This window comes from Microbacterium sp. BF1 (assembly GCF_019279095.1).
Lineage (GTDB): Bacteria > Actinomycetota > Actinomycetes > Actinomycetales > Microbacteriaceae > Microbacterium > Microbacterium maritypicum.
The window spans coordinates 1-12,581 of record NZ_JAGYWT010000020.1; the positions used below are offsets into that span (position 1 = coordinate 1).

General features: G+C 66.5%; 12 protein-coding genes and 1 pseudogene. 7 read left to right on the plus strand and 6 right to left on the minus strand.

Going from position 1 to position 12,581, the window contains the following annotated elements; all coding sequences use genetic code 11:
- The 6 genes from KZA10_RS01440 to KZA10_RS01465 all read left to right on the plus strand — a co-directional run.
- A partial coding sequence (locus KZA10_RS01440) for an SGNH hydrolase domain-containing protein (RefSeq protein WP_306300776.1) occupies positions 1-773 on the plus strand: 773 nt, incomplete at its 5' end.
- 113 nt (positions 774-886) lie between these two features.
- A complete protein-coding gene (gene glf / locus KZA10_RS01445) occupies positions 887-2,023 on the plus strand; it encodes a UDP-galactopyranose mutase (protein WP_218681977.1) in 1,137 nt (378 codons plus the stop codon).
- Positions 2,024-2,036: 13 nt separating this feature from the next.
- Positions 2,037-3,938, plus strand: coding sequence for a glycosyltransferase (locus KZA10_RS01450; protein WP_218681978.1), 1,902 nt, complete (start codon positions 2,037-2,039; stop codon positions 3,936-3,938).
- 43 nt (positions 3,939-3,981) lie between these two features.
- Positions 3,982-4,773 (plus strand): ABC transporter permease, encoded by a 792-nt coding sequence (locus tag KZA10_RS01455; RefSeq protein ID WP_105670200.1) that lies wholly within the window; start codon positions 3,982-3,984, stop codon positions 4,771-4,773.
- A complete protein-coding gene (locus KZA10_RS01460) occupies positions 4,773-5,525 on the plus strand; it encodes an ABC transporter ATP-binding protein (protein WP_218681979.1) in 753 nt (250 codons plus the stop codon). Before KZA10_RS01455 ends, KZA10_RS01460 begins: the two co-directional genes overlap by 1 nt.
- Before the next feature lie 100 nt (positions 5,526-5,625).
- Positions 5,626-6,822: a polysaccharide pyruvyl transferase family protein gene (locus KZA10_RS01465; RefSeq protein WP_218681980.1), complete on the plus strand. Its 1,197-nt coding sequence runs from the start codon at positions 5,626-5,628 to the stop codon at positions 6,820-6,822.
- On the opposite strand, the gene KZA10_RS01470 is transcribed toward KZA10_RS01465, so the two are convergent.
- The 3 genes from KZA10_RS01470 to KZA10_RS01480 all read right to left on the minus strand — a co-directional run bounded on the left by KZA10_RS01470 (position 6,819) and on the right by KZA10_RS01480 (position 9,509).
- Positions 6,819-7,784 carry an IS481 family transposase gene (locus tag KZA10_RS01470; RefSeq protein ID WP_218681981.1) on the minus strand — a complete coding sequence of 322 codons (966 nt, stop codon included), beginning with the start codon at positions 7,782-7,784 and terminating at the stop codon, positions 6,819-6,821. The genes KZA10_RS01465 and KZA10_RS01470 overlap by 4 nt on opposite strands.
- A 152-nt stretch (positions 7,785-7,936) precedes the next feature.
- Positions 7,937-8,542, minus strand: a complete 606-nt coding sequence (locus tag KZA10_RS01475; RefSeq protein WP_218681982.1) for a hypothetical protein — start codon at positions 8,540-8,542, stop codon at positions 7,937-7,939.
- 4 nt (positions 8,543-8,546) lie between these two features.
- On the minus strand, positions 8,547-9,509 hold the full coding sequence (locus KZA10_RS01480; RefSeq protein WP_218681983.1) for a glycosyltransferase family 2 protein: 963 nt from the start codon (positions 9,507-9,509) through the stop codon (positions 8,547-8,549).
- A gap of 175 nt (positions 9,510-9,684) precedes the next feature.
- Between KZA10_RS01480 and galE the strand changes: the two genes are divergently transcribed.
- Complete coding sequence (galE, locus tag KZA10_RS01485; RefSeq protein ID WP_218681984.1) at positions 9,685-10,674, plus strand: UDP-glucose 4-epimerase GalE; 990 nt, start codon at positions 9,685-9,687, stop codon at positions 10,672-10,674.
- Positions 10,675-10,687: 13 nt separating this feature from the next.
- On the opposite strand, the gene KZA10_RS01490 is transcribed toward galE, so the two are convergent.
- From KZA10_RS01490 to KZA10_RS18650, 3 genes and pseudogenes are all read right to left on the minus strand, one after another.
- Positions 10,688-11,986 carry an O-antigen ligase gene (locus KZA10_RS01490; RefSeq protein WP_218681985.1) on the minus strand — a complete coding sequence of 433 codons (1,299 nt, stop codon included), beginning with the start codon at positions 11,984-11,986 and terminating at the stop codon, positions 10,688-10,690.
- Entirely contained in the window at positions 11,983-12,444 is a 462-nt protein-coding gene (locus KZA10_RS01495; RefSeq protein WP_308289568.1) for an O-antigen ligase family protein, read from the minus strand. The genes KZA10_RS01490 and KZA10_RS01495 overlap by 4 nt, the downstream gene beginning before the upstream one ends.
- A gap of 22 nt (positions 12,445-12,466) precedes the next feature.
- Positions 12,467-12,581, minus strand: a pseudogene (locus KZA10_RS18650) (single-stranded DNA-binding protein); the annotation flags it as partial.

A 12,581-nucleotide genomic window follows, 5' to 3' on the forward strand; every position in this document is an offset into this window, starting at 1 on the left:
AGGCCGCGATCGACATCGCCGGTGGCGAGCGACCTCTGATCCCGCTGCCGACGGCTCTGGACGACGAATGGGCGGCTGTCGGCCCCGCGTGCGAAGGCGTCCTCGCTCCGAAGGCGGAGATCCTCCGCACGTCGTGCAATCAGAACGTCGGCGGCGAGAACGCGGAGCACCGCATCCTCGTCATCGGCGACTCGCACGCGCAGCAGCTTTCGGTGCCGCTGAACGCGCTCTTCGAGGAGAGCGACCTCGCGGTGGTCACCCTGCTCGAGGGCGGATGCACGGCGGGCTTCACCGAGGAATCCCGCAGCGGAACCCTCTCCTCGTGCGAGACGTGGGTGCGCGCGGCCTTCGACTATGCGAAGGAGATCTCGCCGGACGCCGTGTATCTCGTGGTGACGCGAGCGGACGCCGATCAGCCCGAACGTCTGCTGAACGGGATCGAGGAGGCCGTGCATGAGATGCGTCTCGCGGGGATCCCCGTGATCGGCGTGCGGGACAACCCGCGGTTCTCGTTCAACATGTACCAGTGCGCTATCGATCCCGACCTGGATTGCGCCGTCCCTCGGGAGCACGTCCTGTCGGAGGTCAACCCGGCGGAAGCGCTGCGCGACGAGATCACGGTCGTCGACTTCACCCCTTGGCTGTGCCCCTCCGACCTCTGCGAGGCGGCGATCGGCAACGTCGCGGTGTACATCGACGACAACCATCTCTCGGGAACCTACGCGCGCACGCTGGCTCCTTTCCTCGAGCGAATCCTGGCCGAATCCGGCTAGGTGGCCGAGCCCTCAGCTTGATCGCAACCTCTGGCGGCTAAAATGTGGGAATGCGTGCCTGTAGCGGCGCACGCGCATCGCACACGTCGGTCAGCATCAGGAAAGTTGCATATATGGATCTCCTCGTCGTCGGGTCGGGTTTCTTCGGCCTCACCATCGCTGAACGCGCCGCACAAGCAGGACGCAAGGTCACAGTCATCGACCGCCGCCACCACATCGGCGGCAACGCGTACAGCGAAGACGAACCGGAGACCGGGATCGAGGTGCACCGCTACGGCGCGCACCTGTTCCACACGTCGAACCCGACGGTGTGGGAGTACGTCAACCGCTTCACCACCTTCACGAACTACGTGCACCGGGTGTACACGAACCACAAGGGCGTCGTCTTCCCGCTCCCGATCAACCTGGGCACCATCAACCAGTTCTTCAACGCGGCCTACTCGCCCGACGAGGCGCGCGCGCTCGTGCACGAACTCGCCGGCGAGTTCGATGCGAAGCAGGCGCAGAACCTCGAGGAGCGCGGTATCGGTCTCATCGGCCGCCCGCTGTACGAGGCGTTCATCCGCGACTACACCGCGAAGCAGTGGCAGACCGACCCGAAGCAGCTCCCGGCCGAGATCATCAGCCGGCTCCCCGTCCGCTACACCTACGACAACCGCTACTTCAACGACACGTGGGAGGGGCTTCCCACCGACGGCTACACGGCATGGATCGAGCGGATGGCCGACCACCCGAACATCGAGGTGAAGCTCAACGTCGACTTCTTCGACGAGACGCAGCCGCTCAACAAGAAGGCCACCGTCGGGCAGGTGCCCATCGTCTACACGGGACCTGTGGACCGCTACTTCGACTACTCGGAGGGCGCTCTCTCCTGGCGGACGCTCGACTTCGAGGAAGAGGTCCTCGCGACCGGTGACTTCCAGGGGACCCCGGTGATGAACTATGCGGACGCCGGAGTGCCCTACACGCGGATCCACGAGTTCCGCCACTTCCACCCCGAGCGCGCCGATCGCTACCCGACCGACAAGACGGTCATCATGCGCGAGTTCTCGCGCTTCGCGACGCGCGAGGACGAGCCCTACTACCCGGTGAACACCCAGAGCGATCGCGACGGTCTGCTGGCGTACCGTGAACTCACCAAGGGCGAGGAGGATGTCCACTTCGGCGGACGCCTCGGCACCTACCAGTACCTCGACATGCACATGGCCATCGGCTCCGCCCTGTCGATGTGGAACAACCACCTCGCCTGAGGAGAGGGATACAATGGTCGAAAACGAGAAGAACTACGTCACCGTCAACCACACCGTCTTCCCCGCGGAAGGGGTGGCCGAGGTCTCCGCGCTCTACGTGGACACGGGGTCCGGCGACGGTTCCCAGCCCGGCGAGGCCTATGAGATCGTCAACCGTCGGAGCATCAAGGTCTACGCGCACCGCCGCGTCTCGCTGAGCACGTTCTTCAACGCCTTCCCGGCCAGCGACTGGCAGCACTCCACCACCGTCCGCTCCGTGCGTCTGGTGGCGACGGTCGAAGGACGCGGTCTGATCTCGGTCTACAAGTCCAGTGCCCGAGGACGCGCTTCGGCTCTCGCCTCCAAGACCTTCACCGACGAGACGGTGGAGTTCGACCTCCCCGTCACGTCGTTCATCGACGGCGGCTTCTACTGGTTCGATATCGCGGCCGGCAGCTCCGACGCGACGCTCGTCTCCGCCGAGTGGCAGGTCGTCGCACCGGAGGACTGGACCCCGGGGAAGGCCACCGTCGGCATCACGACGTTCAACCGTCCGTCGTACTGCCTGAACCAGATCATCGCGGTGGGTCAGAACGAGCACGTGCACGAGGTGCTCGACCGCGTCGTGGTCGTCGATCAGGGCACGGACCTCGTCAGCGACCAGCCGGGCTTCACCGAAGCGGCAGCGCGCCTCGGCGACAAGCTGGCGATCATCCGCCAGCCCAACCTCGGTGGATCCGGCGGATTCTCGCGCGCGATGCTCGAGTCCCTCGACGGCGACAGCGAATACGTCCTGCTTCTCGACGACGACGCGATCTCGGAACCCGAGGCCATCGTGCGCGCGGTGCGTTTCGCGGACTTCGCCACGGTGCCCACGATCGTCGGCGGCGGGATGCTGCACCTCGACGATCGCTCCGTGCTGTACACGCAGGGCGAGCTCTGGGATCAGCGCAAGTCGTGGATGCGGCCGTCGGGCGAGAGCGAGTACGACCACGACTTCGCCGAAGAGCCGCTGCGCTCCACACCCGAGCTGCATCGTCACCTCGGCGCCGACTTCAACGGCTGGTGGATGTGCCTCATCCCCACACGCGTCCTGCGGGAGATCGGACTCTCCCTGCCGGTGTTCCTGAAGTTCGACGACATCGAGTTCTCACTCCGGGCGCGTGACCACGGATATCCGACGGTCTGCCTGCCCGGCGTCGCCGTCTGGCATATGGCCTGGCATGACAAGGACCCCACGCGCACCTGGGAGGAGTACTTCATCCACCGCAACCGCGTGGTGACCGGACTGCTCCACTCCCACGTCCGCAACGGCGGGTACCTGCCGCTGCACTCGTTCCTGGGCGACATCAAGCTGCTGTTCATGCTGCAGTACTCCGCCGTCCGTCTCCGGCACGAGGCGCTCCACGATGTATTCCGCGGCCCGGCACAGCTTCCCGAGCTGCTGCCGAGCAAGCAGGGCGAGATCCGGGAGCTGCGCACCCGCTACATCGACTCGAAGGTCGTCGAGGACTTCGCGACGCTGCCGCCGGTGCGTCGATCCTCCGTCGCCCTGCTGGGCGGCGTGTCGAAGCCCACGAACCCCGTGGCGGCGATCATGCTCGCCGCGCGCGTGGGCGCACGCCAGCTCCTCATCAAGCAGGCGCCTGGCAGTCGGCGGAACCCGGAGCGCATCATCTCCGCGCAGGACATCACGTGGTGGCGATTCGCCGATATCGACTCGGCTCTCGTGACGTCTCCTGACGGCATCGGTGTGGCGTGGTACCAGCGCGACCGCGCCACGATGCACCGATTCCTGTGGCGGAGCATTAGGCTGCACCTGCGACTGGCTCGTCAGTGGAAGCACCTCGCGTCGGAGTACGCCGAGGGGGCGCCGAGGATCACCTCACCTGCCCGGTGGCGTCAGCTCTTCGACGCCGTGCAGAGCGGCGACTGACGCCGGAGGGCGTCCAGCGCGAGAATTCGGACACAGGAGCAGGATGAGCGGTTCGACGGTGGGGGCTCCCGGCACGCCCCGGCGCTATCTGCACTCGCTGTGGCTGCTCTCGGCGCGGGATCTGCGGGTCCGGTATGCGACGAGCATGCTCGGATACGTGTGGTCGGTGCTCGATCCGCTGGTGATGAGCGCGATCTACTGGTTCGTGTTCACCGTGGTGTTCCACAGGACGGTGGGGGAGGAGCCCTACATCGTCTTCCTGCTCACGGCGCTCCTGCCGTGGGTGTGGTTCAACACCTCGGTCTCGGACTTCACCCGTGCATTCCGCAAAGACTCCCGCCTGGTGCGCTCCACCGCGATCCCGCGATCGATCTGGGTCAACCGGATCGTCCTCAGCAAGGGCATCGAGTTCCTCTTCTCGCTGCCCGTCCTGGTGCTGTTCGCCGTCGCCACCGGGGCACCCGTCGGCTGGGGGCTGCTCTGGTTCCCGCTCGCGGTCGTCATGCAGGCGGTCCTCCTGGTGGGGCTCGGTCTCCTCGTCGCACCGCTGTGCGTGCTCTACTCCGACCTCGAGCGGACGACTGCGCTCATCCTCCGTGCGCTGTTCTACGCCACGCCGATCATCTACGGCGTGGCCGATCTGCCGGCGCCCTTCGACGTGATCGGAGCGTTCAACCCGCTGGCGGGCATCTTCACGCTCTACCGCGTCGGATTCTTCCCCGAGCAGTGGAGCACCGAGCCCGTCCTGATCGGCATCGCGATGAGCTTCGGCATCCTGGCACTCGGCATCTTCGTGTTCCGTCGGCTCGAGCGCACGGTGCTGAAGGAACTCTGATGGGGGAACACGTGACAGCGGATGTGGCGATCGCCGCCGACGGGCTCGGTGTGAGATTCCGACGCAACCGTCGTGGGCGCAGGAGCCTCAAGGACCTCTTCGCGGGCTCATCGCGTCGTTCCCGCCCCGACGAGTTCTGGCCGCTGCGGGACGTCTCCTTCGTGGTGAAGCCCGGAGAGGCGATCGGTGTCGTCGGACGCAACGGGCAGGGAAAGTCGACGCTGCTGCGCCTCGTCGCGAAGGTGCTCCTTCCCGACGAGGGCACGGTGACGGTGAACGGCGGCGTCGCCCCTCTCATCGAGATCACCGGCGGGTTCGTGGGTGATCTCACCGTGCGCGAGAACGTCCGGCTGACGGCGGGGCTTCACGGCATGTCCCGTGCCGAGGTCTCCCGTCGCTACGACGGGATCATCGCCTTCGCCGAACTCGCGGGTTTCGAGGACACCCCCTACAAGCACCTCTCCAACGGCATGAAGGTGCGCCTGGCGTTCGCGGTCGTCTCCCAGCTCGACGAGCCGATCCTGCTCGTCGACGAGGTCCTGGCCGTCGGCGACAAGGGATTCCGCGACAAGTGCTACCAGCGCATCGACGAGCTGCTGGCGGAAGGGCGCACGCTCTTCTTCGTGTCCCACAACGAGCGGGACCTCCGCCGCTTCTGCTCGCGGGGGCTCTACCTGGACAAGGGCGAGCTGGTTCTCGACGGTCCGATCGACACCGTCCTCGACCGCTACAACGCGGACAGCGGTCGCTAGGCCCCGGAGCGCGCAGCGAGCACGGGCGATAGGCTGGAAGGAGCAACGACGCGCTCACCCGGCCGCGTCGTCCCCCCTCCCGACCAGAGGAGCGCTCCTGGTGTCGTCTCTTCCTGCGCGCGCTGCACGCACGATCCGTCGCTTCGGCGACGAGATCTTCGGACAGCCCCAACCCCCTGTCTATCTCGTCTCGGCAGGGGGACAGCCCAACTTCGGCGACGAGTTCATCACGCGCGCCTGGCTCGACTGGCTGGCAGAGCATCAGCCGAATCGCGAGGTCTGGCTCGACACCATCGAGCCTGGTCGTGCGTCCCATCTGTTCCGGAACACGCATCCACGTCTGAAGACGACGAACACGCTCTGGCATGCGACCCACACCGGACCGTCCGACGACCATGAGGCGGCCGCCGCCCGGATGCGCGCTCTGATCCGCGATCTCGGATCCCCCCGGTACGACCTCGGGCTCCGCGACCTTCGCGGGATGGGGTCGATCCACCTCCTCGGCGGCGGCTACATGAACTCCATCTGGCCGGAGAGCTTCGGCGTCGTCGAAGCCATGGTCACGCTCAAGGAGGACTACGGCGTACCGATCTACGCGACGGGTCAGGGACTGCTCCCGCACGACGGGCCCACGTTCGACTGGCTGCGTGACCGACTGCGTGAATTCGATTACGTCGAGGCACGCGATGGCGAGAGCGCACGGACGTTCGGCGTGATCCACGGTCTCGACGACGCGTTCCTCGCCTTCGCGAACGAGCGTCCGATCTACGCGCCGTCTGAGGGACTGCCCGCCACGATGGTCCTCGTCCAGGGAGACGTGGAGGACACCCGCCAGGACGCGCGTCTGGAGCGCTCGGTCGAGCAGTTCATGTCAGCGCAGGAGAGCGTGAGCGAGGTCGGATTCGTCGAGGGCATCCCGCCGGAGGACTTCCGCCGTGCGGCGCCGTTCGTGGCGGATTCGGCGCCCTTCTTCCCGTTCATGCGGATCTGGGATGAGGGATTCCCCGCCCGCGAGGGGCAGCGCTGGTTGACGACGCGCTTCCACTTCCACCTGCTGGCCGCAGCGGCCGGGGCGAGCGGCACGGTGGTCGACGCGCGACCCGGGTACTACGACATCAAACACGCGTCGCTCCAGGAGCTCGGCACGGGATGGACGAGCTGGGAGCCAGCCGAGGACGACGGCGCGGACGCCGGCATGATCCCCGCGCCGACGAGGAACGTCGACTTCCCGGCCCGGGCGCAGGAGCTCGGTCTGCGCAAGGCCGAGCTCGCCGCCCGGTTGTACTCGGCTCGCTAGTTGTTCTTCCTCGTGAGGTTGTGAACGCGGTCTGAGGGTGTTTGGCCGCCGATGCCGGTGTGGGGTCTGTGGTGATTGTAGTGATGGAGCCAGGCGTCGTAGGTCGCTGCTCGGGCTTCGTCACTGCGGTAGGTCTCGGCATAGGCCCATTCCTGGGCGAGGGTGCGGTTGAAGCGTTCGACTTTCCCGTTCGTCTGGGGGCGGTAGGGCTTCGTGAATCGGTGTTTGATGTCGGGGCCGAGAGCTGTCGTGAACGCGCGAGATCGATAGCAGGAGCCGTTGTCGGTGAGCACTTCTCGGACGGTGATCCCTGCGGCTTCGAAGAACGCGTTCGCGCGTTCCCAGAACGCTGACGCTGTTTCTTTGCGTTCGTCGCGGAGGATCTCGGAATAGGCGAGTCGGGAGTGGTCGTCGACGGCGTGATGCAAGAAGGCGTAGCCGCGACCTTCCTTCTTGTTGTTGCGGTTCCCGATGGTGCGGCCCAACATGCGATGACCGCCGCCGCCGGGGATGCGGCCTTGCTTCTTGATATCGACATGCACCAGATCACCCGGGTGTTCTCGTTCGTAGCGGACGGGCTTCGGGCGTCGGACCGGCAGTCCGGTGGTCTGGTCGACGTGCGTCAGGATCGGCATCCGAAACCGATGCAGCACCCTCTCGATCGTTGAGCGCGGCACGCGCAGGTGGTAGCCGATGCGGTGCGGGCCCCATCGTCTCGTGAATCGCAACGCGATGATGCGCCGCTCGAGGCGCTGCGCGGTGCGCGCTGGGCTGTGATGAGGACGCGAGGAAAGATCCGTCATCGACGCCCCCGTGCGAGCTCGCCGCGCCCATCTCGATGCCGTCGCTGGCGACACCTGGAACCGCTCTGCAGCTCGCCGCACAGACCAACCATCGATGTTGATCAATGCGGCCAGACGAGCCCGACCGACAGGCGTCAAGGGTGCGTTAGCGTGTGTCACGAAGACCTCCGTGTTCAGAATGTGAGTGTGGTAACCCACATCCTGCCCGGAGGTCTTCGCTACCTCAGCCGTTCACAACGCCCCTGGGAAGAACAGCTAGCCCGCGTCCTTCGTCGGGTCGCCAGCCCGCGCCTTCCGTGCGCTGATCCCGCCTAGGAGCCGAGGACCCCGCGAAGCTCGTCGAGGCTGCGTCGGGCGGCGTCGAGGGCCGTCCCGGAGCCGGTTCCGGCGGAGCGCAGCGCGTCGAGTCGGCCGCCGTATGCGCTCACGGCATCACGCCACTTCGCGTCGATCGATGACGGCGGGACCGCTTCGGACATCCGCTGCGCGTCGATCTGGAGCTGTTCGACGATCGATCTGACCTCGTCAGAGCTGCTCGCGTCGGCGACGAAGCCCAGTCCCGTCTCGGCGTCGTCGAGCAGCGGCGACATCTGATCCCGGAAGCCGGCGACGTCAGGATCGGCAGGCGGCGGAGGTGAGGGCACCGTCGACGGCGTGGGATCCGGTGTCGACGGTGCGGTCGGCGTCGACGTCGGTGTCGGCGTCGACGTCGAGGAGGGGGTCGCCGACGGGGTCGAGGTCGCGGTCGCGGAGGGATCGGGCGTCGGCGCCGCCCCACGCGGGATGAGGAAGAACACCAGGACCCCGACGATGACGACGAAGGCGACGATCAGACCGATGATGAGCCAGATGCGTCCACGGTTGCTCGGCTTGGGCGGGATGGGTGCCCACTGAAGGTCCGGCTGCTGCTCGCTCATGGGATCATGCCTCCAGCGGGGCCATCGGCTGCCAGGAACGGTCGCGACCGAGTCTGCCGCCCTCCCGCAGGCCACGGAAGAGGTTGCTCGTCCCGCGGACGGTGCGCTCCACGAAGACCAGTCGGATGATTTCCTTCGCGAACGTCATCGACGTTCCGAGACCGAACAGGATCGGGTTGTAGACGCCGTGCCTGCGGTAGTAGTTCTTGATGTATGCGCGATTGCGCATGATGTAGAAGCGGTAGGCGTTGCTGGAGGCATTCATGTGGCGGATGCCCATGTCCCACTGCTTGATCTCGCGCGTGCGTCGCAGCACGAACTCGTCGACGATGACGGCCGTCGTCTTGCGCGAGGCGAGCCAGCCGTACATCTGGTCATCCCAGTAGATGAAGAAGCGGTGGTCCGGCAGGCCGATCTGCTTCACGATCGAGCGGTGGATGAACATGCCCTCGAAGCATCCGCTGTTCATCTCCTTGTATCCGGAGTCGTCGAAACCGGACGGGGCGAACGGGATCGGAATACCCATGCGCTCCGCGATGCGGTACTGCCAGTAGAACTCGCTGCCGTCGTAGTCGTAGCGCCGGCCCTGGATGCTCTTGAAGCGCGGGGCCCACTTGCCCATCTTGGCGAGTCCGTCGGGGAGCACCTCGACGTCGTCGTCCATCATCCAGATCCACTCGGAGCCGAGCTCGTAGGCGGTGCGCATGCCCTCGCTGAACCCGCCGGAGCCACCCGTGTTCGTCTCCAGGCGCCGGTAGACGATCTCGGTGCCTATGCTGTCGCGGAACGACTCGACGACGTCGGTCGTGTCGTCGGAGGAGGCGTTGTCGATGATCACGACGCGTCCGGGCTTCGGGTCCATCGCCGTGATGCTGGTGAGGAGTCCGGTGAGCAGATGCGATCTGTTGAAGGTGACGACGACGATCGTCGCCGCTTTCGGATCGAATGCAGCGGGCGCCGCGGTCATACCTTCTCCTCGAAGATCGGTGGGCAGTTCAGGGGTGTGAGGGCTGCGGCGCCTCGGGCCACCGTCGGGGACGATGCGGGACATGACGAGCAGTGAGTAGCCTACCGTCCGCCACCTTCGTATCCGCGGAGAGGCTCACCTCGGCTGCGGAGCGGTGATGGCTAGACTGGTTGCGATGAAGGTACTAATCACCGGCGGCGCCGGATACATCGGATCCACGGTCGCCACCGCGTGCATCGAGGTGGGGATCGACGTGGTCATCCTCGACGACCTCTCCAAGGGGCTTCGGGCGTTCTGCGAGGGACGTGACCTCTACGAAGGCGACATCGCCGACCCGGACGTCCTGACGCATCTTCTGGCAGATCACCCCGACATCGACGCGGTCGTCCATTGCGCCGCACGGATCGTCGTGCCGGAATCCGTCGCCGACCCCCTCGGCTACTATGACGCCAACGTGGGCAAGACGATCGTCCTGCTCCAGCATCTTCGCGACGCGGGGATCGCTCGCATCGTGTTCAGCTCGTCCGCCGCGGTCTACGCGGGGGACAGCGGTGAGGGAGCGGACGAGGGCAGCCCGCTCGGCCCTTCCAGCCCGTACGCCACGACGAAAGCGATGGTCGAGCAGATCCTGAAGGATGCCGCGTCGAATGGTGACTTCCGGGCGATTGCTCTCCGCTACTTCAACCCGATCGGCGCCGACCCGAAGATGCGCACCGGGCTGCAGAACCCCGTGCCCTCGCATGCGCTCGGGAAGATCATGCAGGCCCGCGCCGCCGGCGAGCCGTTCGCTATCACTGGCACGGACTGGCCGACGCGGGACGGCTCCGGACTCCGCGACTACATCCACGTCTGGGACCTCGCGCTCGCGCACGTCGCGGCCGTCCGGAGATTCGATGAGGTCGCGACGCTCGACGACCCCTATCAAGTGGTCAACATCGGCACCGGCGAGGGCGTGACCGTCCGTGAGCTCGTCGCCGCGTTCGAGCGTGTGACTGGTGAGACTCTTCCCGTCATCGAGACTGCCCGTCGTCCTGGAGATCAGGCCGGCGCCTTCGCGGTCGTCGATCGCGCATCCGATGTGCTCGATTGGCGCGCGGAGCGCTCCGTGGATGACGGGGTCCGAGACGCGATCGTCTGGGCGCAGAAGCTGCCCTCGGTGCTCTGACCGGGCTCGTCGGCTACTTCTGCGGCCGCAGCGTCGGGATCGCGCCCGTGTGGGCAGCGTCGATGTTCTCGCGCCAGGACCGCGATTGTCCGGCGCGCAGTGTGCACAGAACGAGCATGAACCATCCCGCGCCCACCAGGGTGAAGCTCTCGAACATCGAGTCGACCGCGAGCGTGACGAGAATGATGGGCGTCCAGGCGTAGACCACGGAGCGGCGCGTGCTGGCGACGAGCCAGGAGCGGATCAGGGCGACACCGCCCAGGAGAAGGAAGACCACCAGGCCAGCGGCACCGAGCTGCAGGAGCACATCGAAGAAGGCGTTCAGCGCACTCTGATGGCGGTCGTCGAGCTGGAAGTTGATGTAGGTGAACGGGTACTCGCCGCGGGCCCAGTCGCCGAACCAGCCCCAGCCCTGGACCGGCTTGACCGCGACGAAGTCGAGGATCGTGTTCCAGAGCGAGCCGCGCAGGGAGAAGTCGGACCCGGCGTCGAGCAGGGCGATGATCTGGTGGCGCAGTGCAAAGGCCGCGGCGAGAGCGAGCGCCACGACCGCAGCGAGCATCCACTGCACGATCGCTCGTCGCTCCGGTGGGGCGTGGCGGACGATCGTGAGCGCCACGGTGACGACGCCGACGGCGCAGGCGAGGACCAGGACCGTCGGCGAGGAGGAGAGCAACGCCAGGAACCCGGCCAGCCCGATCGAGACCACGGCGAGCGGTGCGTTCACCGACTGCGTGCGCCACTCGATGACGAAAGTGATCAGCGCGATGACCGCGATGAAACCGAGCATGTTGCGACTGCCGAACAGGCCCTGGATCGGACCCCCCGCCGCGAGATCGCCCTGGATGCCGAGGAATGTGAACGGCAGGTCGAGCAGGACGCCGGAGAGGATCTCCACGGCGAGGGAGGCGGCCAGCAGCACGCGGAGAGTGTCTCCGATCGCCCGGACGGTCTGGAGGGTGTCGCGGATGTGTCCGATCGTGATGGCCAGGAACGCATAGCCGAACAGCGACATCCAGCCGAAGAGCGTGTCGGACTTGTCGGTCGTCCAGAAGACGCTCACGAGTGCCCATGCGAGGAACGCCAGCAGAGAGGACGGCGCGATGCGCAGCAGCGAGAGCTCCTCCCGGCGTACCCAGAGGATCGAAGCGCCCAGCACGCACAGCACGGCGATGATCGTCCCCAGTGTGACGGCCGATGTCATCTGCCGGATCGCGTACGACCCGAACACCGCCGTCAGCGCGGCGAGCGTGAACGCACGGGCCAGCTCCACCGATCCGAGCAGGCGGACGAACGGGCGCACCGGCGTCACGGCACCCGCCGCTGCTGAGCGCCGCGTTCGAACAGGAGGTCGCGTTCGCCGACCCCGACCAGCGGCACCGACTTGAGTTTGAAAGACAGCAGCACCAGGAGCAGCCAGCCCCACAGCATGATCGGCGTCGACTCGGAGAAGCCCTGCACGAGCAGCACCACCGTGAACAGGTTGGGCAGGAGGGTGAGCGGGGAGAAGGGGCGCTCGCCGTCGAGGTCCCAGCGCGGTCGGTCGACGGCGAAGAACCAGGAGCGCCACAGCAGCGTGCCGTACGCGACGGCCATCAGGATGACACCGACGACGCCGAGCTGGAGGAGCACGTCCAGCCACATGTTGTGGGCATGGAAGACGGTGATGCCGTGGTCGGTGATCCACTCGTCGAAGGCCGGGTCTTCGGGGATCCAGGGGCTCGAGAACCCGTTGCCGAAGACCGGGTGCTCGCCCGCGCGCTGCAGCACCTTCGTCCATGATCTTCAGGCGACCGGTCACGATCACGCTGTCACCGGTGCGCAGTGACGCCTTCGCGTTCTCGCCGAGCTGTCGGAATGCGGCCACGGAGAACCAGTTGGTCCCGGAGTCCGTCCACGTCTGGGTC

What these genes read in the sequence shown, in the direction of transcription:
- KZA10_RS01455 (WP_105670200.1), top strand. Translation starts at nt 3,982, where the DNA reads ATGAGCGGTTCGACGGTGGGGGCTCCCGGCACGCCCCGGCGCTATCTG.
- KZA10_RS01450 (WP_218681978.1), top strand. Translation starts at nt 2,037, where the DNA reads ATGGTCGAAAACGAGAAGAACTACGTCACCGTCAACCACACCGTCTTC.
- KZA10_RS01480 (WP_218681983.1), bottom strand. Translation starts at nt 9,509, where the DNA reads ATGACCGCGGCGCCCGCTGCATTCGATCCGAAAGCGGCGACGATCGTC.
- KZA10_RS01460 (WP_218681979.1), top strand. Translation starts at nt 4,773, where the DNA reads ATGGGGGAACACGTGACAGCGGATGTGGCGATCGCCGCCGACGGGCTC.
- KZA10_RS01475 (WP_218681982.1), bottom strand. Translation starts at nt 8,542, where the DNA reads ATGAGCGAGCAGCAGCCGGACCTTCAGTGGGCACCCATCCCGCCCAAG.
- glf (WP_218681977.1), top strand. Translation starts at nt 887, where the DNA reads ATGGATCTCCTCGTCGTCGGGTCGGGTTTCTTCGGCCTCACCATCGCT.
- galE (WP_218681984.1), top strand. Translation starts at nt 9,685, where the DNA reads ATGAAGGTACTAATCACCGGCGGCGCCGGATACATCGGATCCACGGTC.